At 55.5% G+C, this 26,797-nt stretch carries 29 protein-coding genes and 1 other RNA gene; 14 read left to right on the plus strand and 16 right to left on the minus strand.

All coding sequences use genetic code 11. From position 1 onward, the window contains the following. The first annotated feature begins 216 nt into the window (after nt 1–216). Nucleotides 217–966, plus strand: a complete 750-nt coding sequence (locus SynA1825c_RS07345) for a glycoside hydrolase family 104 protein (protein ID WP_186468719.1) — start codon at nt 217–219, stop codon at nt 964–966. A gap of 48 nt (nt 967–1,014) precedes the next feature. Here SynA1825c_RS07345 and SynA1825c_RS07350 read toward each other — a convergent pair whose 3' ends face one another. Continuing rightward, nucleotides 1,015–1,800 (minus strand): TPM domain-containing protein, encoded by a 786-nt coding sequence (locus tag SynA1825c_RS07350; protein WP_370523223.1) that lies wholly within the window; start codon nt 1,798–1,800, stop codon nt 1,015–1,017. A 59-nt stretch (nt 1,801–1,859) separates the two neighbouring features. Here SynA1825c_RS07350 and SynA1825c_RS07355 point away from each other — a divergent pair, with 59 nt between their 5' ends. Continuing rightward, nucleotides 1,860–3,068: a class I SAM-dependent methyltransferase gene (locus tag SynA1825c_RS07355; protein ID WP_255478310.1), complete on the plus strand. Its 1,209-nt coding sequence runs from the start codon at nt 1,860–1,862 to the stop codon at nt 3,066–3,068. Here the strand turns inward: SynA1825c_RS07355 and aroB are convergent, their stop codons facing one another. Next, nucleotides 3,069–4,199 (minus strand): 3-dehydroquinate synthase, encoded by a 1,131-nt coding sequence (gene aroB / locus SynA1825c_RS07360; protein WP_186468721.1) that lies wholly within the window; start codon nt 4,197–4,199, stop codon nt 3,069–3,071. Between the two features lie 77 nt (nt 4,200–4,276). Here aroB and SynA1825c_RS07365 point away from each other — a divergent pair, with 77 nt between their 5' ends. The 4 genes from SynA1825c_RS07365 (at nt 4,277) to SynA1825c_RS07380 (ending at nt 7,234) form a co-directional block, all read left to right on the plus strand. Further along, complete coding sequence (locus SynA1825c_RS07365; protein ID WP_186468722.1) at nt 4,277–5,173, plus strand: carbohydrate ABC transporter permease; 897 nt, start codon at nt 4,277–4,279, stop codon at nt 5,171–5,173. Between the two features lie 54 nt (nt 5,174–5,227). Continuing rightward, nucleotides 5,228–6,394, plus strand: a complete 1,167-nt coding sequence (locus SynA1825c_RS07370; protein WP_186468723.1) for a 5-(carboxyamino)imidazole ribonucleotide synthase — start codon at nt 5,228–5,230, stop codon at nt 6,392–6,394. A gap of 1 nt (nt 6,395) precedes the next feature. Continuing rightward, a non-coding RNA gene (gene ssrS / locus SynA1825c_RS07375) (6S RNA) lies at nt 6,396–6,579 on the plus strand. A gap of 367 nt (nt 6,580–6,946) precedes the next feature. Next, entirely contained in the window at nt 6,947–7,234 is a 288-nt protein-coding gene (locus tag SynA1825c_RS07380) for a hypothetical protein (RefSeq protein ID WP_186468724.1), read from the plus strand. 655 nt (nt 7,235–7,889) lie between these two features. On the opposite strand, the gene SynA1825c_RS07385 is transcribed toward SynA1825c_RS07380, so the two are convergent. Together SynA1825c_RS07385 and SynA1825c_RS07390 are read right to left on the minus strand one after the other, a co-directional pair. After that, on the minus strand, nt 7,890–8,126 hold the full coding sequence (locus SynA1825c_RS07385) for a hypothetical protein (protein WP_186468725.1): 237 nt from the start codon (nt 8,124–8,126) through the stop codon (nt 7,890–7,892). A gap of 307 nt (nt 8,127–8,433) precedes the next feature. Beyond that, complete coding sequence (locus tag SynA1825c_RS07390; protein ID WP_186468726.1) at nt 8,434–9,534, minus strand: MBL fold metallo-hydrolase; 1,101 nt, start codon at nt 9,532–9,534, stop codon at nt 8,434–8,436. 623 nt (nt 9,535–10,157) lie between these two features. Between SynA1825c_RS07390 and SynA1825c_RS07395 the strand changes: the two genes are divergently transcribed. Further along, nucleotides 10,158–10,577 carry a hypothetical protein gene (locus SynA1825c_RS07395; RefSeq protein ID WP_186468727.1) on the plus strand — a complete coding sequence of 140 codons (420 nt, stop codon included), beginning with the start codon at nt 10,158–10,160 and terminating at the stop codon, nt 10,575–10,577. Nucleotides 10,578–10,659: 82 nt separating this feature from the next. On the opposite strand, the gene SynA1825c_RS13535 is transcribed toward SynA1825c_RS07395, so the two are convergent. The 3 genes from SynA1825c_RS13535 to SynA1825c_RS07405 all read right to left on the minus strand — a co-directional run bounded on the left by SynA1825c_RS13535 (nt 10,660) and on the right by SynA1825c_RS07405 (nt 11,660). Continuing rightward, nucleotides 10,660–10,863 (minus strand): hypothetical protein, encoded by a 204-nt coding sequence (locus SynA1825c_RS13535; RefSeq protein ID WP_222929980.1) that lies wholly within the window; start codon nt 10,861–10,863, stop codon nt 10,660–10,662. A 197-nt stretch (nt 10,864–11,060) separates the two neighbouring features. Continuing rightward, entirely contained in the window at nt 11,061–11,225 is a 165-nt protein-coding gene (locus SynA1825c_RS07400; RefSeq protein WP_255476873.1) for a hypothetical protein, read from the minus strand. A gap of 159 nt (nt 11,226–11,384) precedes the next feature. After that, nucleotides 11,385–11,660: a DUF2103 domain-containing protein gene (locus SynA1825c_RS07405; RefSeq protein ID WP_186468729.1), complete on the minus strand. Its 276-nt coding sequence runs from the start codon at nt 11,658–11,660 to the stop codon at nt 11,385–11,387. Between the two features lie 80 nt (nt 11,661–11,740). Between SynA1825c_RS07405 and SynA1825c_RS07410 the strand changes: the two genes are divergently transcribed. Beyond that, entirely contained in the window at nt 11,741–11,968 is a 228-nt protein-coding gene (locus SynA1825c_RS07410) for a hypothetical protein (protein ID WP_186468730.1), read from the plus strand. A gap of 22 nt (nt 11,969–11,990) precedes the next feature. Here SynA1825c_RS07410 and SynA1825c_RS07415 read toward each other — a convergent pair whose 3' ends face one another. Further along, entirely contained in the window at nt 11,991–13,379 is a 1,389-nt protein-coding gene (locus SynA1825c_RS07415) for a BCD family MFS transporter (RefSeq protein ID WP_186468731.1), read from the minus strand. 38 nt (nt 13,380–13,417) lie between these two features. Further along, nucleotides 13,418–13,714 (minus strand): ATP-dependent Clp protease adapter ClpS, encoded by a 297-nt coding sequence (clpS, locus tag SynA1825c_RS07420; protein ID WP_186468732.1) that lies wholly within the window; start codon nt 13,712–13,714, stop codon nt 13,418–13,420. Between the two features lie 73 nt (nt 13,715–13,787). Between clpS and petN the strand changes: the two genes are divergently transcribed. Genes petN through SynA1825c_RS07435 form a run of 3 tightly spaced genes read left to right on the plus strand, consistent with a single transcriptional unit; the run spans nt 13,788 to nt 15,445 of the window. Beyond that, nucleotides 13,788–13,889 (plus strand): cytochrome b6-f complex subunit PetN, encoded by a 102-nt coding sequence (petN, locus tag SynA1825c_RS07425; RefSeq protein WP_186468733.1) that lies wholly within the window; start codon nt 13,788–13,790, stop codon nt 13,887–13,889. Nucleotide 13,890: 1 nt separating this feature from the next. After that, nucleotides 13,891–14,043: a hypothetical protein gene (locus SynA1825c_RS07430; protein WP_186468734.1), complete on the plus strand. Its 153-nt coding sequence runs from the start codon at nt 13,891–13,893 to the stop codon at nt 14,041–14,043. Nucleotides 14,044–14,095: 52 nt separating this feature from the next. Beyond that, a complete protein-coding gene (locus SynA1825c_RS07435; protein ID WP_186468735.1) occupies nt 14,096–15,445 on the plus strand; it encodes a hypothetical protein in 1,350 nt (449 codons plus the stop codon). Here SynA1825c_RS07435 and psb29 read toward each other — a convergent pair. Next, on the minus strand, nt 15,436–16,149 hold the full coding sequence (psb29, locus tag SynA1825c_RS07440) for a photosystem II biogenesis protein Psp29 (protein WP_186468736.1): 714 nt from the start codon (nt 16,147–16,149) through the stop codon (nt 15,436–15,438). The genes SynA1825c_RS07435 and psb29 overlap by 10 nt on opposite strands. A gap of 48 nt (nt 16,150–16,197) precedes the next feature. On the opposite strand from psb29, the gene clpP reads away from it, so the two are divergent. Further along, on the plus strand, nt 16,198–16,788 hold the full coding sequence (gene clpP / locus SynA1825c_RS07445) for an ATP-dependent Clp endopeptidase proteolytic subunit ClpP (RefSeq protein ID WP_186468737.1): 591 nt from the start codon (nt 16,198–16,200) through the stop codon (nt 16,786–16,788). A 114-nt stretch (nt 16,789–16,902) separates the two neighbouring features. On the opposite strand, the gene ftsH is transcribed toward clpP, so the two are convergent. The 3 genes from ftsH to pyk form a co-directional block, all read right to left on the minus strand. Continuing rightward, nucleotides 16,903–18,816 (minus strand): ATP-dependent zinc metalloprotease FtsH, encoded by a 1,914-nt coding sequence (ftsH, locus tag SynA1825c_RS07450; protein WP_186468738.1) that lies wholly within the window; start codon nt 18,814–18,816, stop codon nt 16,903–16,905. A gap of 61 nt (nt 18,817–18,877) precedes the next feature. Continuing rightward, the gene (locus tag SynA1825c_RS07455) at nt 18,878–20,107 is read right to left on the minus strand and encodes an ABC transporter permease (RefSeq protein WP_186468739.1); all 1,230 of its coding nucleotides are present in this window, start codon (nt 20,105–20,107) and stop codon (nt 18,878–18,880) included. A gap of 16 nt (nt 20,108–20,123) precedes the next feature. Continuing rightward, the gene (gene pyk, locus SynA1825c_RS07460) at nt 20,124–21,908 is read right to left on the minus strand and encodes a pyruvate kinase (RefSeq protein ID WP_186468740.1); all 1,785 of its coding nucleotides are present in this window, start codon (nt 21,906–21,908) and stop codon (nt 20,124–20,126) included. Between the two features lie 58 nt (nt 21,909–21,966). Here pyk and SynA1825c_RS07465 point away from each other — a divergent pair, with 58 nt between their 5' ends. Beyond that, nucleotides 21,967–22,296, plus strand: a complete 330-nt coding sequence (locus SynA1825c_RS07465) for a nucleoside triphosphate pyrophosphohydrolase family protein (RefSeq protein ID WP_186468741.1) — start codon at nt 21,967–21,969, stop codon at nt 22,294–22,296. A gap of 12 nt (nt 22,297–22,308) precedes the next feature. On the opposite strand, the gene SynA1825c_RS07470 is transcribed toward SynA1825c_RS07465, so the two are convergent. The 3 genes from SynA1825c_RS07470 to ilvA are packed head-to-tail and all read right to left on the minus strand — an operon-like array spanning nt 22,309 to nt 24,772. Further along, nucleotides 22,309–22,611, minus strand: a complete 303-nt coding sequence (locus SynA1825c_RS07470; protein ID WP_186468742.1) for a YggT family protein — start codon at nt 22,609–22,611, stop codon at nt 22,309–22,311. A 24-nt stretch (nt 22,612–22,635) separates the two neighbouring features. Continuing rightward, nucleotides 22,636–23,208 (minus strand): SMC-Scp complex subunit ScpB, encoded by a 573-nt coding sequence (gene scpB / locus SynA1825c_RS07475; RefSeq protein WP_186468743.1) that lies wholly within the window; start codon nt 23,206–23,208, stop codon nt 22,636–22,638. Nucleotides 23,209–23,239: 31 nt separating this feature from the next. Next, nucleotides 23,240–24,772: a threonine ammonia-lyase, biosynthetic gene (ilvA, locus tag SynA1825c_RS07480; RefSeq protein WP_186468744.1), complete on the minus strand. Its 1,533-nt coding sequence runs from the start codon at nt 24,770–24,772 to the stop codon at nt 23,240–23,242. Between the two features lie 76 nt (nt 24,773–24,848). Here ilvA and dxs point away from each other — a divergent pair, with 76 nt between their 5' ends. Then, nucleotides 24,849–26,792: a 1-deoxy-D-xylulose-5-phosphate synthase gene (dxs, locus tag SynA1825c_RS07485; RefSeq protein ID WP_186468745.1), complete on the plus strand. Its 1,944-nt coding sequence runs from the start codon at nt 24,849–24,851 to the stop codon at nt 26,790–26,792. Nucleotides 26,793–26,797: the final 5 nt, after the last annotated feature.

Raw genomic sequence — 26,797 nt, forward strand, 5'->3', positions numbered from 1 at the left:
AAGGTCTTGACGCGTCTTGGGTCTGAAAGAGAACAAAGCGTGATTAAGGCGAATGACGATTTTGCGTGTGTCACATCTCTTCTGGGATGCGCAGCCTCGGTTCGACACAGTTTGGCCGTGCTTTTTGCACATGGGATTCTCTGAGTCCATCAAATCACTACCTAAAACCAACTGCTTGTTGCCAAAAGTGGTGATTTTGTTCTTCGTAAGCCTTTGATGACTTCTCTTGCTTTGAATGCCTGTCGTTGCTTTGCAGGCGCCGTTGCAAGCGTTGTCCCATTCACCGCCTCCATCACCGCACCGGTGCATGCGGTTCTTCCCTCCATCGAATCTCGATCCAAGCTGGTTCAACTGGAAGAAGAGGCCCCAGTCTCTGCCCTTCCTTACATCATCACGCCCGAGCGTCGCGCGATGCTCAACACCATTCGGTTTGCCGAAGGCACTTGGAAAAACGGCCTTGACGTGGGTTATCGGGTGATGTTCGGCGGTGGCCTCATGGCCAGCATGGACCGTCATCCCGATCGGGTGATTTATTCCTCGCGTTACGCGAGTGCTGCAGCGGGTGCCTATCAGTTCATGCCTTTTACCTGGGACTTGGTCAAGCGCAGCATTGGTGTCCGTGGCTTTGGACCTGAAGTGCAAGATCAGGGCGCACTGTTCCTGATTCAACGCCGCAAAGCCCTTGGCTTGACCGACACGGGTGTGATGACGCCGCAGTTGGCCGCGATGCTGGCTCCCGAATGGGCATCGTTCCCCACCCTGAGAGGGCGCAGTTATTACGGTCAACCCGTCAAGCGGTTCGACAGTCTGCGTGGTTTCTACAACCTCAACCTGGTGCAGCTGCGTCAGATCCGAGATCAGCGTCGTGCCGATCTTGCTGCAGCTAGAAACGGTGAGATGCCCGCCGATGGAGCGCCGAAGGCTCCCGTCTGCACCGTGCCAACCATTCTCTGCGGCATGCCCTGAGCCACTCGGGACGCCCTATGGCATCCCGACGTACGGGTGATCGTTGAATCAGCTTTCGTTGGTTGATTCATTGAGCTTCCGCCCGACCGTGGCCTGCGCAATCAAATAGGCGGCAACACCGCCGGCTAGGAATCCCATGCCATTGCGGATCAGCGGAAGCAGCTCACTGGTGCGCGTCACGACCGGTGCGACGCCGAACACACCAAACAACATCACCCAGAGAGGAGACAGCAGCAGCACCCAGGCCCAGGCGATCTTTTCGCCTTCCTTGCGCGGATAGGCGGCGAAACCGGCGATCAGACCTCCCAAGACCGATGTGGTGAGCGTCCAAAGCCATTGTTCGGTGGGCAGGCCAGGAACCACCTGGCATCCACCGCGGTCGAGACAGAGTTCCACGGCATCCAGGGCCGCAAGGATGGCTCCGTCTTCACCGTGGTCCTTCACGTAGTACTGATTGCCGTAGCGCGTTTGCAGTTCGACCCACCACGTGCGTGGCATCAATGCGAAGAAGGCGTCTCCCACGTTGAAATTGAGCAGATTTCCACCCCGGGGATCAGCAACTAGCAGCAAACTGCGTTCATCTAATCCCCAAAATTCCTTCACCGCTCTGCCAGGTGTGCGCTCGTACTGAGTCAAGACTCGCAGTTTCCAGCCACTGCGGTCCTCAAAGGCATCCAGCGATGTTTCTAGGGATTGACGCTGGTTGTCGCTGAGAGCTTTGGCTAGGTCAATGACTGGTGTGGCGTGATCCGGCAGCAATTCCGGATTGTCGATGGCCATGGCCGGTGCAGCGAGTAGCAGCAGCAGAACCGAAAGACTCAGCACAGCCTTCATGCCGCGAGAGATGGCTTGGAGACCCATGATCGTGTGCGAGTGCTCGCCATTCTCACCACATGAAGGCCTCCGATGTGCCCTGCCCCGATTGGATGCAGCAGAGGTTGAAGTTGCATGGCCATCAAGTTCCCTTTTCCACCTTCATGGAATGGGCACTTCACGACCCTCAGCATGGGGCCTATGGAGCTGGCCATCTGCAGGTAGAAACGGATGGCGATTTCGTCACATCCCCTGCCCTTGGTGATGACTTCAGTGCCCTTCTGGCCCGTCAACTCATCGAGTGGCTGGAGGTGTTGGCGCGTCGTCATCCTGATCAGCCACTGGCTGTGGTGGATGTCGGCCCAGGTGAAGGGCATCTCATGGACCAGCTGAGGCCTCATCTGTCTGTCCAAGCCCCCGATCTGATCGGCAGGCTGGAATGCGTGCTGGTGGAATTGAATCCCGGCATGGAAGCTCGCCAACGCAACCGGCTGAGCAGTGACCACCCCATTCCCTGTCGCTGGAGTGCGTTGGAGGATCTTCATGCAGAGCCGTTGATTGGCATCCTCATTGCGCATGAGTTGCTGGATGCGTTTCCTGTCGAGCGGCTGATCGTTCGCGACGGGACCTTGCAGCGTCAACTGGTGCAACTGCAGCCGTCCGAGTTAGGCCAGGGATCGCTTGTGTGGGGCGAGGAACCCTTGCCGGAGGCGTTGGCCGCGCAGATTGCGCAGCAAGCGCAGCGGATTGGATTGCCACTCCCTCCGCTCGATGTTGAAGACGGCTGGGCCACGGAGTGGCACCACGCTGTGGAGCCTTGGTTACGTCAGGCCAGCTATGCCATGCAAGACGGCATGCTGCTGGTGGTGGACTATGCGATGGAAGCAAGTCGTTATTACGCCGCCAGACGTCCAGACGGGACCCTGACGGCGTATCGCCAACAGCAAGCCTCAGGTGATGTGCTGCGCCATGCTGGCGAGCAGGACATCACGGCACATCTGTGCCTGGAGACCCTTCTGGACTCCGCGAAGGCAACGGGCTGGATCCCAGCAGGTCAATGCCGACAGGGAGAGGCTCTGCTGGCGCTCGGCCTGCCGGAGCGGTTCTCAGCGCTGCAGCAGTTACCTGGTCATCAGCTGGATGAGGCCTTGCACAGACGTGAGGCGCTCCTGCGTCTTGTGGATCCCAGTTGTCTGGGGGAATTGCGTTGGCTGGCTTTTGAACGGTGCGCAGATCATGACGACCTGCCGATGCCGAATCCCAGCCGCTTTTTGCGGGAGCCTTCTTAACTAAGCCAGAGCAGCGAGGCATTCCCTCACATCGCTGTCGCAGATGTCGTCTCGGATCACCACCTCACCGATGCAGGTAGGCAGCACAAAACGCAGGCGTCCGTGACGGACTTTTTTGTCACCACGAAGGGTTGTCAGCACCGCATCCACATCAAGGTTGGGCCAGGTCGCGGGGAGCCCCGCCTTTTCGAGCAAATGCACCTGGCGCATCTGATCAGCTTCACCCCACAGTCCCTTCAAGACCGCCAAACGTCCTGCTGCCACCATGCCAATTGCCACGGCTTCCCCATGCAGCCAGGTGCCATACCCAGTCAGCGTTTCCACCACATGACCGAAGGTGTGGCCGTAATTGAGGATGGCTCGACGCCCTCCTTCCCGTTCATCCGCGGCCACAACAGTGGCTTTGGCTTGGGCCGAGCGCACCAGGATGTCGTGAAGCATGGCCGCTGATATCGCAGCAGGATCCGACAAATTCACGGCTTTTTCCATGCGGGCGAACAGATCCGGGTCACCGATGACGCCGTACTTGATCACTTCAGCCATACCCGCCCTGAACTCACGCACCGGCAAGGTTTTCAGCGTGTTCGGATCAATGGCCACCAGCCTTGGCTGATGGAAAGCTCCGATGAGATTTTTCCCTTTGGGGTGGTTGACGCCGGTTTTTCCACCGATTGAGGCATCCACCATGGCCAGCAGTGTGGTGGGCACCTGGATCACCCCCACACCGCGTAACCAGCAGGCAGCGGCAAAGCCTGTCATGTCGCCCACCACTCCTCCACCAAGGGCGAGCATCAGTGAGGTGCGTTCGAGACCCTGTTGCTGGGCTTGATCGAGGATTTGGCTCAGGGTCTGCAGCGTTTTGCCCTCTTCTCCAGCCTCGATCTGCAGCAGCACAGGATCAAACCCTGACGTGCGCAGACTGTTCAGGCAGCTGTCTCCATAGGGGGCTGCAACATCGGGATTGCTAACCACGAGCACTTTGGTTCCCTTGCGGACGTCCATGGCAGCGAGCGACTTGCCAATGGCACTGACCATGCCCTCTCCGATCACGACCTCATAGGGGTTGCGCTCGAGTGGCACGTTAATGCGCGTGCACTCCTGCAATGCTATTCCCTCCGCTGTGGTGCTCATGGACCGTGGCTGCGGCTCAGTTCCGCAGTTGTTCTGATCGACTGACCCTATCCTCAGCCGCAAGTGTCCTGAGTCTGATGAAGCCCATCTCCAGGCCTAATTCTCGCGCCAGTCTGACGGCCTGGGCTTTTCTCATACCGGCGTTGACTCTGCTCAGTCTGTCAGTGCTTATCCCCGCTGGCATGGCTCTGCTGATGAGCTTTACGCAGACGGGTCTCGATGTCTCAGAGCCGTTGCAGTTCATCGGTCTAGCCAACGTGCGGCGTCTGATCGGAGATCCGATGTTTTACCGCGTGCTGAGCACCACGCTGATCTACCTGGTTGGTGTGGTACCGCCAATTGTGCTCGGCGCGTTGGTGCTGGCTGTGCTGGTGAACCGAGTGCTGCCAGGAATTCACTGGCTCAGAGCCGCGTTTTACACCCCTGTGCTGGTGTCGATCGTGGTGGCGGCTATCGCCTTTCGTTGGCTTTATGCCGAAAACGGTCTAATCAATAGTTGGTTGGGCGCCCTGATTGGATCGGGATTTATGCCCATCGACTTTCTCACCAGTCCGTTGTTAGCCCTTCCTTCGGTGATGTTGGTGACTCTTTGGAAAGGACTTGGGTATTACATGGTGATTTTCCTGGGGGGCCTGCAAGGCATCCCCACAGAGCTTTACGAAGCGGCTGAACTTGATGGCAGCGAGGGATGGAGAAAACATGTCGACATCACGTTGCCGTTGTTGCGCCCCTACCTCATGCTTGTGGCGGTGATCTCCGCCATTGCAGCCACCAAAGTGTTTGAGGAGGTGTTTCTGATGACGCAGGGAGGTCCTGCGGATTCCACGCGCACACTGGTGTACTACGTGTATGACCAGGCCTTCGCTGAGCTGGAAATTAGTTATGCCTGCACGGTGGGGTTAGCGCTGTTTCTGATCGTCTTGTTGCTGACGGCCATTCGCTACGGCCTCAGTGACGATCGATCGCTGATTTGATTCCCGTTGACGCTGGCTGGATGGCAAGCTTCACGTTGAAGCAAATCCAAGGCGATGCCGAATGATGCCGGCACAATCGGGGTCGTCGGGGGTGGTCAACTGGCCTTGATGCTCTGTGAGGCGGGTCAGGCCAGAGGAATTCCGGTTGTTGTTCAGAGTGCGTCGGATCAAGATCCCGCCGCGGCATCTGCGCAGCGTCAGGTGATCGGTACTCCCACCGATGCGGCAGCTACCGCATCACTGGCTGCTTGCTGCAATGGCATCACGTTCGAAAATGAATGGATTGCTGTTGAGGCCTTGCTGAGGCTTGAGCGCGACGGCGTGTCGTTTAGGCCATCCATTCAGAGCCTGAAGCCACTGGTGAACAAGCTGTCGCAGCGTCGCTTGCTGAATGAGCTTGCCCTGCCCAGTCCTGATTGGGTCGGCCTGGATGAGATTGACCGCAAAACGCTTGAACTGCCGGACGATTGGCGATTCCCTGTGATGGCCAAGGCAGCGCATGGCGGTTACGACGGCAAGGGCACCCGTGTGATCAAGGATCGTGTTGCCTTAAGCGAGCTGCTCAGCAGCGTTATGACCAAGGACTGGTTGCTGGAAGCCTGGGTGCCGTATGACCGTGAACTTGCTCTGGTGGTGAGCAGGGATCAGCAGGGTCGGATCCGTTCGTTTCCTTTGGTAGAAACACACCAGAGCAGTCAGGTCTGTGACTGGGTTCTGGCACCTGCACCGGCGGAGCAACTGCTGGAGGCAACGGCCTACAACATTGCAGCCTCTTTGCTCACGCATCTTAATTACGTGGGTGTGATGGCCCTGGAATTTTTCTATGGGCCGCAAGGCTTGATGGTGAATGAAGTCGCCCCTCGCACCCACAATTCCGGGCACTTCTCCATCGAAGCTTGCAGCAGCAGTCAGTTCGATCAGCAGTTGTGCATTACTGCCGGTTTACCCGTGCCTTCCACGGAGTTGGTGGCTGCTGGTGCCCTGATGGTCAACCTGCTTGGTCTTGGACCTGATGCGGAGTTTTCACTTGATGAGCGTCTGTCGGCTTTGCAGGCCATCCCCGATGCGCATCTCCACTGGTATGGAAAGGAGGAAATGCCCGCGCGCAAGGTGGGGCATGTCACCGTTCTGCTTCAGCAACCCGACGCCGACGGCAGAGATGGCGAAGCAAGAGAAGTCTTGGAACGTATTCGGTCGGTGTGGCCAAATCCATTAAATTGACGAAGGACTCCCTGATTGGTGACAGCCTTTCTCTAGTGCTCTGATCTGACTCTCTTTCGACTTGGGGGGACTGTCGTGATGGTGCCGTAGACCGGCCTTGCAGCCGGAAACGAATCCCCACTTTGTCGCCCCTTCTGGTAACTCCAGGTCGAACACTGGGGCTCGCACGGTCAGGTGGTCCACCTATTCAAAATCCTTGTCAGAGACTGGGATTAGAACAAATGGCAGATATCGGAGGAAGGGGGGATTGCCACTTAGTTGCCACACGCTCAACCCGCTCCAAGCATCACGAGACCACGCTTCAGAAAGTCCACAGCGCTGGCGTCTGGGTTGGTGGATTGATAGGTCTGCAGGTTTCCACCAATGGCTCATCACATCACTGTGATCGACAACGCAAACGCTCTGGGTGAGTTGGCAAAGAGCCACTGGCGCATGGGTTGAATTTCAGAGCAGTGCACCCCAAGCACGTCAGTCGCTTCCTCTTAAGAAGGTACTGATTCATCATCACCATCTTCGGCAGCGTTGCTAAGACAGCAGTAACGCAATCGCCGCATGAACAAATTAATACTTTTAATCACTCTATTCATCACGTTGCCCGTTAAGGCGGAAATGTCGTTGCCTTATGGGCTTAATGGATATTCGGTTTGGTATGGCTACAGCTATGGATCGGCGATGACGTTATGTTCATTAGTGTTTGGCAATCAACTTTCAGCCAAAGCAGCTCGGGACAATATGAATGAATTCATTGCTGGACTCGATCTTAAACATAAGATTCCTGCCGAGGCTGGATTCTCTGCAGCCAGAAATGCACAAGAGTTTTGCAATCAATTATTTGATTGACTATCGAAGAGCCGCTTGTGCATGGGTTGCATGACAATGGTGAGCACAGGGTGCATCCACCTTTGCCATCCGAAATAGCAACAAGAAGGGCAACATCCAATTTCAAGTCATTGAACTCGTGATCGTCATCCATTGGCCTGAGGATGCAACGCACCACATCTGAGGTCACTGACATCCATGGTTTTAAAAAAAAAGAGGACAACCGGAGTCATCTCGTGCTCTGCTGCATCAACAGACAAGAGCCTATGAGTAGAGAAGGGTGTGTGATGTGACATTTTGAACCCAAGCTTCTGGAAGTGAATGTGGAGCCACATTTTCTAGACATAGCAAGAATCTCTTTATCTGTGTTTTTACTGCACTAGCGATAGCAGTGGTTCTGTATTGACTGACAATCATTTAAAATAGACGAGCTGTCGTCTTTTTGGGTGCTTTTCATATAGAAGAATTCTTTGTATCGCTGAGCGACGAGACCATCATGAAAAATCAGTTTGAAATTTTTATTGATCTTGGCAATTGGCGATGACTCAAACAATATTGTTGTTGATTAGTCCAATTAATTTCCAGTACCTCATCAGAATATTGAATACAGAAGTGATTTGAGGCTTAAAGATTCAGATGCAGGTCAGCCAAAGCGACCTTCGGCTTCTAGGCGATATCAGTGACTGATTTGATCCTCTCCTGTTGGCTGATACCGTCTTTGATCTTTGTCAGGAAAGCCTGGGCTTTCTTCTCTAACTTTGTGATGCTCAGAGTATTGTGAAACACTTTGAAGCAAGGTCGCTTTAGTCATGATCTGGATGCGATCCCTTTCATGGAAGAAATGAACCTGACATTTCCCTGTTTCTTTGTTGTTTGTCTCGCATGAATCGTCTTCTTTCTTCGTTTCGAGCACCGCTCGCACTTTTCAGATTCTCTCTCGGAATGCTTGCATTGATACTTACTAGCTTTTCAGACATTAGGATCTCTAGAACACTCTCGTTCTAGCGACGATCGTGACTCAGAAGGAGAGTGGATTCACAAAGCTTCCTTAGGTATCTAACGATTGGTCCAGTCGCCCTGTCTGATTGCGGAAGCTATCTAGATCATAGTTGTTTAAATGTTGCTGAAAGACGCAAGCTGATGATTAGGGACTTCGATGGTGACTTACCGAGTTAAATGTTTGAATTCGATCGTGCGTATCATGACGAGAATGGAATCATTCAATCGGGTTCTGCAAAATCAAGCCGATCGTCGCTAGAGCAAGAGGCAATCTTCTCTTGATTCCCCGCCAATGAATTGTAAATGAAGGATACAAAGTTTTCAGGGCAAATCAAGTTGTTATCCCATACACCATCATATTCTTGAGTGGGTCTAATGTGAATGATGTCTTCCAAGCTTAGCCCAAGCTGCTTTAGCCGTTCCACTTCTGTTGTCACTGCGATCAGCATGTCGCGATACTGAATTAAGTCCTTGCGTCTCGGTCCATCAATTGACCCATTTTCTTTTGTTCGAAGATTACCGTGGCCTGGGATAATCAAAGTGTTGTCTCCTGTAAGATTAATCATTGATGTCACTGCATTGATCAATCCCCAAATTGAACCAGTTCTTAGGTCGATTAATGGATATCCTTCGGTCATATAAGTATCGCCGGTGAACAGGATGTTGAGCTTTGGAATCCAGATGGCGATATCCCCATTTGTATGTCCTGAAGGAAGGTGCACTAGTCGTATAACGAGATCATCAACGGCTATATTCATTTCATCGTTAAAGGTAATATTAGGTAGACCCGACGGGTCAAAGTCTGCGAGTGAAGCCATTTCGTTTCTGGCATTGATGTGGGCAATAATCTCGGCCCCGGCATCGCGAAACTGTGAATTTCCCAGAATATGGTCGAAGTGAGCGTGAGTATTGATTAGATAAAATAATTTTCTGGGTATCTTAACGTCTTGATGGATATTCTGATTGGCATTTGGCGAACAACCACTATCGACTGCAATGGTATGCACTGCTGCATCAAGTTTTTTCGAGTCTGCTTCAGGAGTCTTAGGTTTTAGTTTCTCGAGCAACGTCGTATTGCCCGCATAAAAATTATTCGAATTTCTTAAAGTCAGCCTCCACGATCCAATCGTCGCAGTGAAGGTCTTGTCCCCATCATGATTATCTTTGAGGAATGAACACAACCCAATGTCTGATCTGTTGGAGGCATCTCTCGAATCGCTGGACTCAGCAATGCGGTTATGCGATCTCAGGGGCACTGGCGTAACGGCGAGAGCAGAAGCAAACAGTGCAATCGAAAGACGACCAAGCAGAGAATTGTTCATTACTCACGAATTATGACCTTGATGGTGTCGGTCTGCATCATCAGCTTCAACCAACTCATGGGAAGCCGATCCCTGCAGTGCACATTTTCAGTAGCTCATCCCTAAAGAGGGATGCCACGGTTGGCCTGCTCAAGCAAGGGTGAGATGCCCTTTGATCATGGTGTGAGAAGACATCTCACCTCTTCATAGCAATGGCAGCGAGAGCGAGAGTATCGAGCTCAAAATCATGCATCCCATCACTGCCATCCCCCTGCCTGAGAATCCTGCTTCTTTTGCACGCAATTGTGGCTGCTCATCCCGACCGTACTCATCGTGACCCGCGTGTTAGAGCCTGTCAGCTGTGATGCGATTGAATGATTTGATGTTATTGAGGGTGTCAGTCATTAACAGTTAAACCAATCATTTTCGACATTTGTTGATTGGCTTAAAATTGTAATTCCCTTGGAGTGAACTGACTTTAATCTTAAGACAATGGGTTGCCTTTTTAAAAATCACCTTTCTTGCATGGTAGTTCGGATTCAAGTGTTTGCGGGTGCTGATTAATTCTTCGTGAGTTTGGGCAAGGCGATCGACTTGTCAGTTGCTGTCTTTGAGATTAAAGTTGGTGCCTTAAGGAATTTTAGATGAACAGTCGTTATGTGCTTGGAATTGATGAAGAGGAGCTTTGGTGCGCTTATGTGAATGGATCACCAGGTCAATTTAGTATCTGGTGGTCGCTGATAACTTTCGGCTTGCAGCGTAAGGAGCTGCATTCAGGTTGGCTGATTTTTACAAATCAGCGAATTGTTTTTTGCAAGCGTCATTGGTTAAAGCAGGCTTTGTTGGATGTTTTTCAGCCTTTGATTCGTAGCAAAAGGATTCTCTGGGAAGTTGCCCTCGAAGATGTTGATTACATTCAAGCACGTAAATGTCTTGCAATTTATCCTTTTCATCGTGTTCAGGCGAAGCGTCTCGACGCCGGATTCTATGATTTTGGTTGTAGGGAGAAAAAAATTAAACCTCTCTGTGAGCGGCTGTCGCTCGACTACCGATTACCGCTTTAAGTTGTTCAGACCATTGCCGTTTCTGCTTCCGAGTCTGTGCCAGCAATTTTTATGCCTTGATTGACGCTTAGTCCACCAGAAATCATGGGATTGGAGCCTCCGTGGTTGTGATTTGGCTGTTCGCTTCCTTGATTTCTATGGTCATCTCATGGGTGTGGTGGCTGATGAGCAGTCCACTGACAGCAATCACCACCAGTGATGCAGTCTTGACTAGGTCCAGCACTATCGGCAGATGAGCTCGTACCATCTCGCGTGGCGAAAGCTTCTGTTCTTGATGATCATCCATTGTTGGTCCGGCGATTGTTTTTTTGGTAGCAGACGTTCAGTTTTAAAGACGTGACTGTGACGTGAAATTAAAGTGTTCCTGTCAGCTGCTGTTGATCAGGATTCGATACGCACTCCTCTGCTCGAATGGTTGGTGTCAATTGCCTTGAAAGTCGTTGTTTCCGTGAATATGGCGATTTGGCAAGCATGTTCGGGTTCCTACGCGGCTTTTGAATCGCTGTTCGCTGCTGCCGGACCTGTTTCATGGAATGCTAGATCCTTGAAATCTTCACCCTGTTCGATGGCTTGTAGCTTGTAAAGAGCCATCGCGGCTTCATTCCACCGCGCGAGCTCAGTGGCCTCGAGCCATTGCTGAAAAAACATCACGCTCAGCACGTCCAGATCGACAGATTCCAACCAAACTCCGCGGCTTCTTGAAACTTATCCAGCCCTGCATTCGCAGCTAGAGGTCAAAACTGAAGAATCGAGAAAACTTTGCCGCCAAGTGCAGGCCGAATGGGTTGGTCGAGAGGCTTGATTCGACTAAGGGCTGCAATGGTCAATTCTTTTGAGCAGTTCCTCTCGCTCCAATTGCGTGACCACGAACACTTCTTGTGCGGTCGTTCCACGCCGAGCCATGACCTTGTATCCACCACATACGGGAGTGGAGACACGCAGTTGAAGACCCGAACATCGTCCGCGGACCCGTGAAATCACCCCGGGTGTGATGGTCTGAATCTCAGGGTCTTTGGCGAGAACCTTCAGCCAAGGGATTAAGCCCTCCACATAGGTGCTGTGCGTGATGACCAGACGACCCACGAGGTTCTAAAGACCTTCTAAACAAACATTGGACGAAGCTAGTGGATTTGGCTACAGAGAAGAGAGCGATCACATCGCCCATGCTTCGATCTGTTGACAAGCTTTGCCGCGAGGTGATCGGTCCGTTGCAGGAACGGTGCGGACCTCAGGCCAGGGTGTTGACGGCTGAAGTTCATGGCCATGAGGTGCGCGGGTTGGCTTTCTGTCCTGGAAAGGTGTTGCGCTATGTGCTCGAAGCCGAAGGCCGCCGTCTGAAAACCCGATCTCTGCTGCGATTGGCCCGTAGCAGCCGTCAACCAGCGGCTTGAACAACAGCGAACGCGTCAGCGTTCAATCCAGTTCACTCGCCAGGATGGAGCCGAGGGCTTGTTCAACCTTGCGCTGGAACAGCTTGGTGTCCACGCGCAGCAACAACACGCCTGCCACCAGCAAACCGATGGCTTGAATGATGAACACGCCGGCGTAGGCAGCGAAGCTGTTTTGAGATCCCGTCAGGGTTCCAAACCCACTCAGAAGGGCGCCACCACTGATTGTGGCCAATCCCCGTGCATAGGCCTGAGCCAATCCCCAGACGCCAATGAAGGTTCCTGCCATCAGCGGTGATGTGAGCCCCAGCATCAGGGTGAGGCTCGCATTGGTACTGATCCCCGCTGCTGCACCAAACAGAAACAGCGCTGCTCGGAAGAGTGATTCGGAGCCCAGCGAACCGGCCACCACCATCAACACCACGAAGCAAGCTGATGACAATCCACCTGCCAAGGCTGTGCGTTGCGCGCCCAGGCGCGGTGTCAGGAGAAACCCGGTGCTGGCAATCCCCAGCAAGGTGCCTACTCCCCAAATGGCATTCAGTCGTGTCGTTGTGCACACGTCCATGCCAAATACGGCACCGCCATAGGGTTCCAGCACCGCTTCCTGCAAAAACAGTGAGAAGGTGAACAACGAGAGCACGCCGAAGAAATACCCCACCTGTGGTGATGAGCGCAGCACCTGCCAGGCCGCGCTCAGTGAGATCTCCTGTTCGGTGCTGGCCGCTGTTCCGGCGCTCTTCAATTGGGTGCTTACTCGGGGTTCCACTCCTGCGATGGACACCAACACCAGGGCGAAGATCACCCAAGGGGCAATGCTCACGAGTCGATCAACGCCGTTGATCACGGCTTCAATGCCGGCGCTTGCGCATGACGAACCCAGAAAGGCACTCAACACAATGGCCCCCGCCACGATACCTACCATCAACATCGACCAGACCACGGACACCAGGGCTGGTCGTTGCTTTTCAGTGGTCACATCCACCAGGAGTGCTGCGAAGGGCGTGGAACTGGCTGAAATCGCGAGGCCATAAAAGAGGAACACCACTGCGAGCACTACCCCCCGCAGAAACACACTGCTGCTGTCGCCCTCTTGTGAGGCTTCGGCGATCCACAACACGGTGCGCCCTGCCACCCAAGTGAGTGTGCAGAAGGCCGCTGCTCCACCAATGATGAATGGTGTCCGGCGAAGTCCTTTCCACCGGCAGCGGTCCGATCGTTGTCCAAACCAAACGCGTGTAAACGCCACGAGCTGCTGACTGCCGAGGGCCAGTGCCGTCAACGCGGCAGGGACCTCAAACTCGTCGATCAGCAATCGATTGAAAATGCCCAGGGTGAGAACGGACAGGGCACCTAGACAGGCCTGAAACAGACCCAGGCGTAGGGAGAGAGCGACGAAGCGAGCAGATCCCACGGAACGGTCGGAAGCGTCGCCCGACCCTAGGGGCTAGATCAACACCGTTCGACTGGAGCCATCGTCAACCCTTGGGCGCCCAATTGTTGGTGGTAAAGCTCTGCCTGTTCGAGTGGGCCACACCACACTTCAGCTGATCCCTCTCCGTCAATGCGCCGCGCCAAAGCCCAGGCACGGTCAGTGTTCATCCCGGGCACGATCTTGCAGAGGCACTCCACCACATGCTCGAAGGTGTTGACGTCATCGTCGAGGACGATGACCCGCGCTTGTGGGTAGCGCAGGGTTGAACGTTCACGTTCGAGAACCGTGGCGGTCCCGCTTGATGACGAAGTCATGAGATCTCGTGAACGAACAGCAAGTGTTGGCCTTGAACCTTAGGTAAAGTTCCCATACCGCAATGACACTTCAATGCTTTTCACCCTCGGATGGGCTGCTTTGGCTGCATGTTTCAGCTTCTCGATCGCCATGGTGGTTTGGGGACGCAACGGTGACGGCACGCTGAATTTCTGACGTGGCTGAGACCCTTCAGTCTCCTCTCTTCAATCAGGTCTTAGCCATTGCTGCTGCATCGTTGCTTGTGTTTGTCAGTGGTGCAGTGATCTATCTCTCGACCGTGGAGTGGAGAGACCGACGACGTCGCCGTTCCACCAGTGGACGCAGCTGAGCTACGGCGTCATTGCTTTGTTTGGTTTCGGTTCGCTGCCCAGAGATCCGGCTTGACAGCCCTGGGCATCGGTTTGCTGCTTGCTGTTGGCGGTTTGGGTTTGCAGCTCACCTCCGCTCAGCGTTTCCTCGGCGAGACACCGGTCGCTGCTCTGGCGCGGTTGTCCCGGGTTCTGATCATGATTCAGAGTTTCAAGGGTGAGCCCACACGGACTCCTCCGCGTCTCTGGAGCGATCGTCTCGGGGTTCAACCAGCGAGGGAGCTGTGGCGTCGTTATAGTCGCGCCGTTTGGTGGCAAGCCTGGTCTCAAGATGGTGAGGCCTACCTGGTGCTGCCAGCATCAGCATTGCCAACCGATCTCAAAGGTCTGCATCAGCACCGGGTCGGGGCACTCATGGTGTTGGGATCAGATGCTCTGCATCGACAGCAACTGGAACGGGTCTTATCCGCAGATCCGCCCGTACAACCTGTTGTTGAACCTCACACGTTGTTGGCGTCGTGTCTGACCAGCCTTGATCGTGGTCCGGCCGTGTATTGGCAGTCTGACGCGGTGGCTTCTCTCAGTGGAACGTTGGCGCCACTGCTTCAGCAGGGTCGTGAGGGATGTGTTCAGCTCCAGCTGACATCCGATCGTCTTCGTTGGGATGGTGTCATCGGTGAACGTTCACTGACCGCATCCAGCCAGCGAGTGTCCATCACAGAGCGCAGCGCCGTGCCGGTCACCAGCCCAGCTTCAGAGGCACCCTCCTCTTTGCTGAGCGTTCAAGGTCGCCGCCTGGATCTCATTCTTGGAACATTGTTCTCCCGCCAGATCATTCAGACCCCTTTGGAGACGCATTACGGCTTGAACGTGAAAATGCGCACGCTCCTTGCGGATCGACCCTTCGCCTTGCGACTTCTGCAACGCGATACTAGCGGCTATCGAGCCGGTCTTCAGGTTCAGCTGCAACTGAACGGAGATCGCCAGGCTTGGCAATCTGTTCTTCAGGCCATCGCTGATCGCCTGCAAGACAAGGGTTTTGAGCGTTTGTCCTCAACAGGCCCAACGACATCTGCAGCGGATCCAAAGCTTTGGCGCCGTCGTAACGACAAGGACCAAGCCCTCGTGGGTGGTTGGCAGTGGTTGCCCGAAAGCAAGTTCAACGTGCTCAGCATTGGTTTTGGTATTGAACCAGCCAACGACGCGTTTCTTCCCTTTGCTGGCCTTGATGGCGAGTCAGACCTGACGGTGCAGGTTCTGCCGGAGCAGCTCAATCAGCTCGGACTTCTCAGTGGACGCTGGCCGAAGCCCGTCGAACGCGCTTCGGTTTTGCGTTTCCGTCTTCGCTCCCTTCAAAACCAGTCAACCCAGAGGCCTTGGTGGCGTATGAACGGAGAGCTGCAATTGACACCTCAGCCTTGAGCAACCTTTTCCGCTTGCTGACGCTCCCGCTTGCGACGTTCAGCTGCCAGGGTTTCTTCCATCAACTCGACGGCTTGGGCCATCTTTTCCAAGTTGCTGCGATAGAGCGTGAGGTCCTTTTCAAGACGGGGGCGTGACAGACCGATTTGTTCACCGAGGGCATGAGCTGTTGCACTCAATGCCTCAGGGTCTTCGCTTTCGCTTCCCTGCGCTGCTGAGAGAAGACTGAAGAGGCCCACAGCCATCAGTCGTGAATAGTGAAAACTCTCTCCACCGAGCGCTGCCAAGCCTGTCGCCAGGGGCTCAGGTGCCTTGTCACCCTTGGCAGTGAGCCATGCCTGGACGTCCTCAACACTGTGACCTTGCACCGCTTTGGTGCTTCCCTCAGCCAGCGCTTTTAGCTTCTCTGCGTTGAAGCCGTTGCAGCTGCAAAGAGCAGCAAACATGGGTTCGATCTGTTCTTCTGGCCGGTATCCCTTGGTGAAAGCGTGAAACACCTGGCGTAGGCCAACGGCAAAGAGTGCATTCACCTGGAAATTGGTCTGATGACTGAGCAAGTGCAGCTCTACCAGCAGTTCATCAGCAGTCCGTCTGTACAGCGATGGAATCACATACGGGAAGGCAGTGTGAAACGCTTTCTTGCTGTCAGAGATTGTCGGAAACCCAGTCAACGTCTTGGTCTGCTGTGTCGAAGTGAAAACCATAGCGCCGCTCTTGCCGCCGTTAGGATTCCGCCAGTGAGGAGGTTCAGCATGATCCCCATCGTGATCGAGGAATCCGGGCGCGGGGAAAGGGCGTTTGATATCTACTCACGCCTGCTGCGCGAGCGGATCATTTTTCTCGGCGAAGCCGTCACCAGTGAGTCGGCCAACAGGATCGTTGCGCAGCTTCTTTTCCTAGAGGCCGAGGATCCTGAGAAGGACATTTACCTCTACATCAATTCACCCGGTGGTTCGGTGTATGACGGCCTGGGGATCTTCGACACCATGCAGCACATCAAACCCGATGTGCACACGGTGTGTGTCGGTCTTGCCGCCAGCATGGGAGCTTTCCTGTTGTGCGCGGGGACCAAAGGAAAGCGGAGCAGCCTGCAGCATTCCAGAATCATGATTCACCAGCCACTGGGTGGTGCACGAGGCCAAGCCAGCGACATTCGCATTCAGGCCGATGAGATTCTTTTTCTAAAAGACCGCCTCAACTGCGAATTAGCTGACCGTACCGGTCAGCCTCTCGACAAGATTCAGCTCGATACGGACCGCGACTTTTTTATGTCTCCGACAGAAGCCAAAGAGTATGGTTTGATTGACAGCGTGATTGACAAGCGTCCGGTGCATTCCGTCTGACGCGCCGATTACAAACGACGCTTTTGCCAATCCTCCCACAACGAAGTGGGAGGTTTTTTCATGAAAAAAGGCCAGCAATGTTGCTGGCCTGATGATCACTTGATTTTGAATCGTTTAGTTCAAGACAGGGACAAAACGTTCCTTTTCGGGAACAGAGGTGAAGGTTGAGAGTACTTCGCGGAATTCATCACCATCCATGGTCTCCTTTTCGATGAGAAGCTCAACCAATTGATCCATGGCTTCGCGTTGTCCCTGCACTATGGCGAGCGTCTCTTCGTAGCACTGCATCACGATGGCTCTCACCTGCTCATCGATTTGCTTGGAGATGGACTCCGAAACTTCGCTGCGGTTCATCAAATCGCGACCCAGGAAAACTTCCTGGCCACCACCCTCCAGTGACATTTGTCCCAGATTGCTCATGCCGAAACGTGTGACCATCTGGCGAGCGATGGACGCGACCTGCTGAATGTCACCCCCAGCACCAGTGGTGACCTCGGCGCGACCGAAGACCACATCTTCAGCAGCTCGACCACCGAGGGCACCCATGATGCGCGCTTTAAGTTGGGCGCGTGACACGAGCATCTGCTCTTCATCGGGTGAGAACCAAGTGAGCCCCTGAGCTTGTCCACGGGGGATCAGGGTGACCTTCTGCACAGGGTCATGATCTTTGACCAGTGATCCCACCAGAGCGTGGCCGACTTCGTGATAAGCAATCAGTCGCTTGCTGCGACCATCGGTCAGTGGCTGTCCTTCGAGACCGGCAATGATGCGATCAACAGCATCATCGATTTCAGCAAGGCTGATGGTGTCCTTGCGGCGACGCGCTGTGAGGATGGCTGCTTCGTTGAGCAGATTGGCCAGATCAGCGCCTGTAAAACCAGGGGTCCGACGAGCAATGCTGTCGAGGGACAGCTCAGGCGCGAGTTTCTTGTTTCGCGCATGCACCTCAAGAATGGACAAACGTCCCTTGATATCGGGGGCATCGACCGTGACCTGACGATCAAATCGTCCTGGGCGCATCAGGGCTGAGTCGAGAACGTCCGGGCGGTTGGTTGCAGCGATGATGATGATGCCACTGTTGCCCTCAAAGCCATCCATCTCGGTGAGCAGCTGATTCAGGGTCTGTTCACGCTCATCGTTGCCGCCACCGATGCCCGCACCGCGCTGACGACCAACAGCATCAATCTCGTCGATAAAGATCAAGCAGGGGCTATTTTCCTTGGCTTTCTTGAACAGATCGCGCACGCGGCTGGCACCAACGCCCACAAACATCTCCACAAATTCCGATCCGGAGAGAGAGAAAAAGGGCACTCCGGCTTCGCCAGCAATGGCTTTGGCAAGGAGTGTTTTTCCTGTGCCGGGTGGGCCAACGAGAAGAACGCCTTTGGGAATCTGCGCACCCACGGACGTGAACTTCTCAGGTTGCTTCAGGAAGGTGACCACTTCCTGTAGATCCTGTTTGGCCTCATTCACACCGGCGACATCGTCAAACATCACACCGGTTTCGGCTTCCATCGCGAAACGGGCTTTGGTTTTGCCAAATTGCATGGCCTGGCCAGGACCGCCTGGCATGTTGTTGGAGCGACGTGCCAGAAAGATCAAAGAGCCGATCAGCAGCAGAGGAAACAACAAGTTTCCAAGAATGCCCAGTGCCGGCGGCGCTGTTTTTGGTGGGTGGATGTCAAAGCTGATTCCTTCAGACTTCAGGGTGTTGATCAGCTCGGGAGCCAGTCCCGGGAGATCGACACGCAGGCGCTGAACCCGGTTATCGAGATCGGGATCCACCGCTTCCACCACAGCATCCCGTCCACCGTCGTAGATATCCACAGCGGTCACCCGACCGGCTTCCACATAATCAAGGAAGCGGCCATAGCTCATGCGCGCGACGGCAGTGTTGCGGGGAGCAACGGTGGGGCCACCGGGCTTGAGGTTGTTGACACCGCCTGAACCCAAGACTTGCCACGCCAGCAGCAATGCAACTGTGATCGGGAGTCCCCAGAGAAGAATCTGCCGCCAGCGTTGATTCATGGCATCAAAGAAGATTCGACGAATCTAAGAGCTCGAGTGAAGAACTGTGCCTATGTCAGCCCTAGAGACTGCGAAGTGCCGTGATCGGATCTAATTGCGCGGCGCGGCGCGCCGGCACGACTCCAAAAAACAAACCAATCGAGCCTGAAAGACCAACCGTCACCAGCACGGTGGTGACACCAATCGCAGCAGGAAGTGGAGTGAACATGGCAACAGCCGCGATGGCGCCGTAGCCAGCTGCAGTGCCGATGACCCCGCCGAGACTGGCCAACACAAGCGATTCGACAAGAAACTGTCGCAACACGTCGGAGCTGCGGGCTCCCAGGGCTTTTCTCAGCCCGATTTCTTCCGTTCGTTCACTGACAGACACCAGCATGATGTTCATGATTCCGATGCCGCCGACTAACAACGACACACCGCCGATGGCGCCCAGCATGAGCGTGAGTCCGCCGGTGATTGTGCCGACGATCGTCAGGGCATCTTGCTGTGAACGCACAGCAAAATCATCTTCGCGAAGAATGCGGTGCCGTTGTCGAAGCAGATTGGAAATCTGAAACTTGGCTGCGCTTGTGCTGTTTTCATCCTTAGCTTCAGCGCTGATGAAACTCAGACTGATGCCGTAAGTGGGATCTCTGCCGGTGAGACGACTCACCATCGTGCTGATCGGGATGTAAGCGTTTTCGTCTTGATTGGAGCCAAAGACTGCACCTTTGGGTGCGAGAACGCCGACCACACTGAAACTTTGGTCGCGGATGCGCAGCGAACTGCCGATCGCGCCTCCATTGGGGAAGAGTTTGTCGCGCAAATCAGGACCGATCACCACCACCGTGCGCGCCGCCTGCACGTCCTGTTCAGTGATGAATCGTCCGCGAGCGACCTCAAAACTTCTCACCGGAAGGAATTCCGGCGTCACGCCGAAAATGGGTGAAGTGCTGCTGCGAGCCCCCGCCTGCACCACCTCGTTGGCGTTGATCTGCGGTGCCACGCGCTTCACGCTCGGCACCTGTTCGGCGATCGCCTCCGCGTCCTCCAAAACAAGGGTGCGAGGAAACGCGACCCCCTGACGCCGTGTGTCGTTGCTGCCAGGTACAACGAACAGAACGTTGGCGCCCAGATTGCTGAGTTGATTTTCAGCCAGGTTTTGAGCACCGCGTCCGACGCCAACCAGAGTGATCACCGACGCATTGCCGATCACGATCCCCAGCATCGTGAGCAGGCTTCGCAAGCGATTGGCTTTCAGCGTGTTGAGAGCCATGCCGACGGTTTCGGCAAGTGGCAGATTGCTGGCCATGGTCTGAAGCTCTGAATCAGAGCATCGTGTCGAGTTTCATCGCCGTGTTGCTGCCGGTGCCGCGGTGGACGGCTCCGTCTTTCACGTTGAGGGTGACCACTTCCCCTTCCAGGAGGTCTCGGGTGGCGTTCGCGACGCCGGCAATCACAGGAATTCCAAGCCTCTGGGCGATGACAGCGGCATGGGAGGTCTCTGCAGGCGTTTCCGTGATGACGGCCGCAGCATCACGAATGGCGTCGAGGTAATCGGCATTGGTGTCATTGGCCACCAACACTTCACCAGGTTCCAGCCGTGCGCAGTCGCTTGCCGATGTGGCGATCCGGACCTTGCCGCTAACGGACCCGGTGCCGAATCCTGTTCCCCGGCCCAGCACTGCACTCACGATGCCCACCTTGATGAGATCGGTGGAACCGCTTACACCTGCCAGCGTTCCAGCGGTTTGAACACAAAGGTCACCATCCTTGAGAACACCCATCTCCTGAGCCACGCCCATGGCCAGGGTGAAGGTGGCAGTGGTGCTCTTCTGTGTTTCGATCAACAACGGCGTGACGCCCCAGACCAACTGGAGTTTCCGGGCAACACCCACTTCCGATGTGATCGCGAGGATCGGCGTGGAGGGACGGAACTTGCTCACGTTGTGGGCCGTTGCTCCGCTTTTGGTGAGCGGAAGTATCGCTGCAGCATTCAGCTGTCGCGCAATGCTGCTCACGGCACCACTAATGGCGTTAGGAATTGTGCTGGGCAGATGAGTGTCGGTGGGACGCTGGGGGTAATCGCGCTCGATCCGACGGGCAATGGTGGCCATGGTTTCGACTGCTTCCACCGGGTAGTCACCCACAGCGGTCTCATTGGACAGCATCACCGCATCGGTTCCATCCAGAATCGCGTTGGCCACATCGCTGACTTCTGCGCGCGTGGGGCGAGGACTGGAGGCCATTGAATCGAGCATTTGGGTGGCCGTGATGATCGGAATTCCCAAGCTGTTGGCCTTGTGGATCAGATCCTTCTGCAGCAGAGGAACCTCTTCGGCGGGCATCTCCACGCCGAGATCGCCGCGGGCCACCATCACGCCATCACAGAGGGGCAAGATCGCGTCAATCTGGTCGATGGCTTCAAATTTCTCGATCTTGGCCACCACCGGTGTGGAAAAGCCATGCTTGCGGATCAGTTCGCGGATCTCCTGCATGTCGGAGGGATTGCGCACGAAGCTCAGGGCAACCCAATCGACTCCTTGCTGGAGTCCGAAAGCCAGATCCTGACGATCCTTGGTGGTGAGTGCACGCACTGACAGCTGGACGTCCGGGAAGTTCACTCCTTTGTTGTTGGAGAGAACGCCACCCACGGTCACGATGCAATGAAGGGTCTGATCGACCTCATCGACGCGGTCAACCTTCATTTCGACACGGCCGTCATCCAGGAGAATCCGGCTTCCCGCAGTGACCTCTTCTGCAAGTCTTTCGTAAGTGACTGTCGCCACGGTCTGGTTGCACCGCACTTGCTTGGAGGTCAGCGCAAAGAGGTCGCCTTTGCGGAGCGTGATCGGACCTTCTTCAAAGCGGCCCAGGCGGATCTTCGGTCCCTGAAGATCTTGGAGAATTCCGATGTGCACACCCAGCTCGTGAGCCACCTGCCGGATCGTGGCGATACGCGTGGCGTGTTCGCTGTGATCTCCGTGAGAAAAATTCAGTCGGAACGTTGTCGCTCCTGCCTGAATCAGTTCCCGAATGCGCTCGGGACTTTCGGTGGCTGGGCCGATCGTGGCGACGATCTTGGTTCTGCGGGTCAGATCGAACTCGGCCATCCTTGGCGCCGGAAACTTGCGGAATCTACCGTCATGACCTCAACCCACTCCTAACGCCGTGCAGCTGAACGACTACCAGCAGAGATCCCGCAGCACCGCTCGTTATCCCGATGCTGGACGAAATTTGATCTATCCAACTTTAGGTCTCACGGGGGAGGCTGGTGAGGTGGCGGACAAGGTCAAAAAACTGATTCGGGATCGAGGTGGTGTGGTGGATGACCAATTCACCGCTGACATCGCACTAGAACTAGGCGATGTGCTCTGGTATCTCGCTCAGTTGTCCACCGAGCTTGGTCTCGATCTTGACGCGGTGGCCGAAGGCAATCTGCGCAAACTGGCAAGTCGGGCTCAGCGAGGGACGCTCCAGGGCGAGGGTGATCACCGCTGATCGAGGCTTGTATCAGCCGTAGACGCCGAAGCCACCGGCAAAAGAAATGGAGGCAGATACCAGCAGCTGCTGCATCAGGTTCAAGGCGACGAAAGCGAGGATTGCGGAGAGATCAAGCCCACCCAACGGCGGAATCAGACCTCGGAAGGCATTGAGATACGGATCGGTGATTGAACTGACTGTGCTCAAAACCGGATTGCTCCAGTCGAGGTTGGGGAACCAGCTCAGCAGCACACGAACGATCAGAACTAGCGAGTAGATCTGCAGTGTCTGAGCCAGCACTTGAAGAACGGTGGACACAAGCTCGATGGCCATGGAAACCGTGGAATTATCCGAACTCTATGCAGCCTGAGACGGTTCGGAGCTTCCACCAAGTTCTGGAAGCACAGAAAAGGTGCGATGAAACTTTTCGGAGAGGGTGATCCAGTACGAACGTCCTTCGCTTTGACGCTTGCGTTCAATAAAGTTCTGATTCACGAGCTCCTTGATGTGGTCGTAAGCACCGGAGCCGCGCAGGTCCACCAGATCGGACTGCAGGATGCGCTTTTTCAGGGCAATGGTGGCCAACGTCCGCAATGTTGCCGTGGAGAGATTGACGGGCAGCAGATCGCGCACTAATTCCCCCAGTCCTGCTCGCAGCTGCAGGCTGTAGCGCCCGTTGCTCTCATGAATTTCAAGTGCTGTGTCCCGCTGGGCATAGCCGGCGATCAGGATGAGCATTCCTTGTTCCGTGTCGGGCTCCGATTCATTCACCAGCCCTGAGAGTTCCTTGAGCGACATCGGACGCCCCTTGAGGTAGAGAATCGCCTCCAAGCGTGCTGGAAGCGACACGGACGGCTCCAGCAGGCTCAGGCGCTGATCCTGCTGGTCTTCAGGTTGTTCACTCACCGCCAGCACCCCTCGATCCGACATGCCAACGTAACGCTCATCGGCGTTGGCACCATCAGGAACCCAGAAAGATCCGATAGGCGGGATTGGAGGTTTCTTCCCAGCTGGGGTACCCCAGATCCCGAAGGACGGCTTGCCATGACTCCAGATCATCCGGACTGACCAGAACGCCCACCACGATTCGACCGACGTCGGCTCCGTGATTCCGGTAGTGAAAAATGCTGATGCTCCAGTTGGAGTGCAAGGCATTCACGAAGCGCATCAGCGCACCTGGCCTCTCGGGGAACTCAAAGCGGTACAGCAGTTCCTGCCTCGATGGTTCTGAAGCCTTGTTTTGCTGCGGAAGCCTCCCTCCCACCATGTGCCTGAGATGCACCTTGGAGAGCTCGTCGTCACTGAGATCAAGGCACTCGTATCCATTGCTGCGCAGCGAGGCCAGAAGGTCAGCGCGATCCTGCTGATCTCTGATCTGCACCCCCATAAAGATGTGGGCCCGATCGCTTGCTCTCATGCGGTAACTGAATTCAGTGAGGCTGCGTTTCTCAAGCAGCTCACAGAGCTGTCGCAGGCTGCCTGGCTGTTCAGGAATCTCAACGGCCAGCATCGCTTCACGCTCTTCACCCAACTCGGCACGTTCGGCGACAAAACGCAGGCGATTGAAATTCATGTTGGCGCCACAAGCCACGGCCACCAGCTGACGACCCTGTAACTGGCGTTTGGAAACGTCGGCCTTGAGTCCTGCAATGGCAAGAGCACCGGCCGGCTCAAGGATGGACCGCGTGTCTTCAAAGACATCTTTGATCGCGGCACAGATCTCGTCAGTGCTCACGGTGACGATCGAATCGACATAACGCTGGGCTAAGCGGAAGGTGTTCTCTCCGACTTCCCGCACCGCGACACCATCAGCAAACAATCCCACCTGCGGCAGTCGGATCCGCTCGCCAGCCTCGAGCGACAGCGTCATGGCAGCGGCGTCATGGGGTTCAACGCCGATCACCTCCACGCCGGGCCAAAGGCTCTTCACATAGGCAGCGATCCCTCCGATCAGTCCACCACCACCAATCGCCACATAGATCGCGTCAGGGGGTTCCTGGCATTGGCGCAGGATCTCCATCCCCACCGTCCCTTGTCCAGCAATCACCTCAGGGTCGTCAAAGGGATGGATGAAACAAAGGCCCTCGTCTGCACTGCGACGGATGGCTTCGGCGCAGGCCTCGTCGTAGGTCTCTCCATGCAGCACCACCTCTCCGCCGAGCTGGCGCACGGCATCGACCTTCACGCTTGGAGTGGTCATCGGCATCACAATCACAGCGCGACACTGCAGATGGGATGCGCTGAGGGCTACCCCCTGGGCATGATTCCCGGCACTCGCTGCAATCACACCGCGCTCGCGCTCCTGCTCGGAGAGCTGGACCATGCGGTTGTATGCACCACGCAGCTTGAAGGAGAAGACCGGTTGGAGGTCTTCCCGCTTGAGCCAGACGTCATTGTTCAGCCGACGGCTGAGATTGATGGCTGGTTCAAGCGGGCTTTCACGGGCAACGTCGTAAACCCTCGCGCGAAGGATCCTGGGCAGGTAATCGTCCATCAGTTCAGTTTGACAACCGAACGCTGCCGCGGACGGCAGGTAAGGCCCGTAGATTGCCTAAATCCGTCGAGGGACCATGCACCTGCGCGATCTGTCGCATCCCAACCAGCTGCATGGTCTCAGCACGAGCGAGCTTGAGGAGGTCGCGGCGCAGATTCGACAGCGTCATCTCGAGGTGGTGTCCAACAGCGGAGGTCATCTCGGACCGGGTCTTGGTGTGGTTGAGCTCACGCTGGCTCTCTACCAGACGCTCGATCTTGACCGTGATCGTGTCGTCTGGGATGTGGGACATCAGGCCTATCCCCACAAATTGATCACCGGTCGTTACAGCAATTTTGATTCCCTAAGACAGAAAGGTGGAGTTGCCGGTTATTTAAAGCGTTGCGAAAGCAGCTTTGACCATTTCGGTGCAGGTCATGCCAGCACCTCCATCTCAGCGGCACTGGGCATGGCCATGGCCCGTGACCAGCAAGGAGAGAACTACAAGTGTGTTGCGGTGATCGGTGATGGCGCGCTCACCGGGGGCATGGCCTTAGAGGCAATCAACCATGCCGGCCACATGCCGGAAACGCCATTGCTGGTGGTGCTCAACGACAACGACATGTCGATCTCACCTCCGGTGGGCGCCCTTTCGAGTCACTTAAACCGCATGCGGCTGAGTCCGCCGATGCAATTTCTCTCAGGCAGCGTGGAAGAGAGCATGCGTCATCTCCCCTTCATGGGCGGTGATCTTCCCGCCGAGTTAAACCGACTCAAGGGCAGCATGCGCCGTTTGGCTGTCCCCAAGGTTGGTGCGGTGTTCGAAGAACTGGGCTTTACCTACATGGGCCCGATCGACGGCCATGACATCGCCGAGATGACCCGCACTTTTCAGGCGGCCCATCGCGTGGGGGGACCTGTTCTGGTGCACGTGATCACCACCAAGGGCAAGGGCTACCCCTATGCCGAAGCTGATCAAGTCGGCTACCACGCACAATCAGCCTTTGATTTAGGCACCGGCAAGGCCCGCCCTAGCAAGACACCTAAGCCACCCAGCTACAGCAAGGTTTTCGGGCAGACGCTTGTCAAAATCTGTGAGCAGGATCCGAAAGTGATCGGCATCACTGCGGCGATGGCCACGGGCACCGGTCTTGACCTGCTGCAGAAGTCCCTCCCGAATCAATACGTGGATGTGGGAATCGCTGAGCAGCATGCCGTCACCCTGGCTGCAGGCATGGCCTGTGATGGTTTGCGTCCCGTGGTGGCGATCTACAGCACCTTCCTGCAACGGGCTTTCGATCAGCTCATCCACGATGTCGGCATCCAGAAGTTGCCGGTCACCTTTGTGCTCGATCGAGCAGGCATTGTCGGTGCCGATGGCCCTACTCATCAGGGTCAATACGACATCAGCTACATGCGAGCCATTCCGAATTTCACGGTGATGGCTCCCAAGGATGAAGCGGAACTGCAACGCATGTTGGTGAGTTCACTTCAGCACGATGGTCCCTGCGCCATCCGCATTCCTCGCGGTCCTGGTGAAGGGATGCCGTTAATGGAGGAGGGCTGGGAACCCCTCCCCATTGGTTGCGGTGAAGTGCTCCGCACCGGGGATGATCTTTTGATCGTGGCCTACGGCGCCATGAATTCCAAAGCGTTGGCAACGGCCGAACTTCTGCAGCAGCAGGGCATCCACTGCACGGTGGTGAATGCTCGCTTCCTGCGTCCGCTCGATACCGCCCTGATTCATCCACTGGCGCAGCGCATCGGCCGTGTTGTGACCATGGAAGAGGGAACGATTCAAGGGGGCTTCGGTTCGGCTGTTCTTGAATCTCTGCAGGATGCTGATCTGCAGCTGCCTGTGATGCGGATTGGCATTCCCGACGTCATGGTCGACCACGCCACGCCCCAACAGAGTTTTGAGACTCTCGGTCTCTTGCCGGATCAGATGGCTGAACGCATCAAACTCCGCTTCAAACTTGCCGTATCCGCGCTCCAGGACACAGCCGACTCCACGTCGCAAGTGTCGTCCGTCGTCCCCTGAAAGAC

This window comes from Synechococcus sp. A18-25c, assembly GCF_014280035.1.
Classification (GTDB): domain Bacteria; phylum Cyanobacteriota; class Cyanobacteriia; order PCC-6307; family Cyanobiaceae; genus Synechococcus_C.

Coding starts and splice junctions, on each gene's coding strand:
- SynA1825c_RS07470 (WP_186468742.1), bottom strand. CDS start 22,611: ATGGCCATCGAGCTTGTGTCCACCGTTCTTCAAGTGCTGGCTCAGACA.
- SynA1825c_RS07345 (WP_186468719.1), top strand. CDS start 217: ATGACTTCTCTTGCTTTGAATGCCTGTCGTTGCTTTGCAGGCGCCGTT.
- SynA1825c_RS07355 (WP_255478310.1), top strand. CDS start 1,860: ATGAAGGCCTCCGATGTGCCCTGCCCCGATTGGATGCAGCAGAGGTTG.
- SynA1825c_RS07390 (WP_186468726.1), bottom strand. CDS start 9,534: ATGAACAATTCTCTGCTTGGTCGTCTTTCGATTGCACTGTTTGCTTCT.
- SynA1825c_RS07410 (WP_186468730.1), top strand. CDS start 11,741: ATGCTTCGATCTGTTGACAAGCTTTGCCGCGAGGTGATCGGTCCGTTG.
- SynA1825c_RS07400 (WP_255476873.1), bottom strand. CDS start 11,225: ATGTTTTTTCAGCAATGGCTCGAGGCCACTGAGCTCGCGCGGTGGAAT.
- pyk (WP_186468740.1), bottom strand. CDS start 21,908: ATGGCCGAGTTCGATCTGACCCGCAGAACCAAGATCGTCGCCACGATC.
- SynA1825c_RS07395 (WP_186468727.1), top strand. CDS start 10,158: ATGAACAGTCGTTATGTGCTTGGAATTGATGAAGAGGAGCTTTGGTGC.
- SynA1825c_RS07370 (WP_186468723.1), top strand. CDS start 5,228: ATGCCGAATGATGCCGGCACAATCGGGGTCGTCGGGGGTGGTCAACTG.
- SynA1825c_RS07350 (WP_370523223.1), bottom strand. CDS start 1,800: ATGAAGGCTGTGCTGAGTCTTTCGGTTCTGCTGCTGCTACTCGCTGCA.
- ftsH (WP_186468738.1), bottom strand. CDS start 18,816: ATGAATCAACGCTGGCGGCAGATTCTTCTCTGGGGACTCCCGATCACA.
- clpP (WP_186468737.1), top strand. CDS start 16,198: ATGATCCCCATCGTGATCGAGGAATCCGGGCGCGGGGAAAGGGCGTTT.
- SynA1825c_RS07455 (WP_186468739.1), bottom strand. CDS start 20,107: ATGGCCAGCAATCTGCCACTTGCCGAAACCGTCGGCATGGCTCTCAAC.
- SynA1825c_RS13535 (WP_222929980.1), bottom strand. CDS start 10,863: ATGGATGATCATCAAGAACAGAAGCTTTCGCCACGCGAGATGGTACGA.
- ilvA (WP_186468744.1), bottom strand. CDS start 24,772: ATGGACGATTACCTGCCCAGGATCCTTCGCGCGAGGGTTTACGACGTT.
- clpS (WP_186468732.1), bottom strand. CDS start 13,714: ATGACTTCGTCATCAAGCGGGACCGCCACGGTTCTCGAACGTGAACGT.
- SynA1825c_RS07365 (WP_186468722.1), top strand. CDS start 4,277: ATGAAGCCCATCTCCAGGCCTAATTCTCGCGCCAGTCTGACGGCCTGG.
- psb29 (WP_186468736.1), bottom strand. CDS start 16,149: ATGGTTTTCACTTCGACACAGCAGACCAAGACGTTGACTGGGTTTCCG.
- petN (WP_186468733.1), top strand. CDS start 13,788: ATGCTTTTCACCCTCGGATGGGCTGCTTTGGCTGCATGTTTCAGCTTC.
- SynA1825c_RS07380 (WP_186468724.1), top strand. CDS start 6,947: ATGAACAAATTAATACTTTTAATCACTCTATTCATCACGTTGCCCGTT.
- aroB (WP_186468721.1), bottom strand. CDS start 4,199: ATGAGCACCACAGCGGAGGGAATAGCATTGCAGGAGTGCACGCGCATT.
- scpB (WP_186468743.1), bottom strand. CDS start 23,208: ATGTCGGATCGAGGGGTGCTGGCGGTGAGTGAACAACCTGAAGACCAG.
- dxs (WP_186468745.1), top strand. CDS start 24,849: ATGCACCTGCGCGATCTGTCGCATCCCAACCAGCTGCATGGTCTCAGC.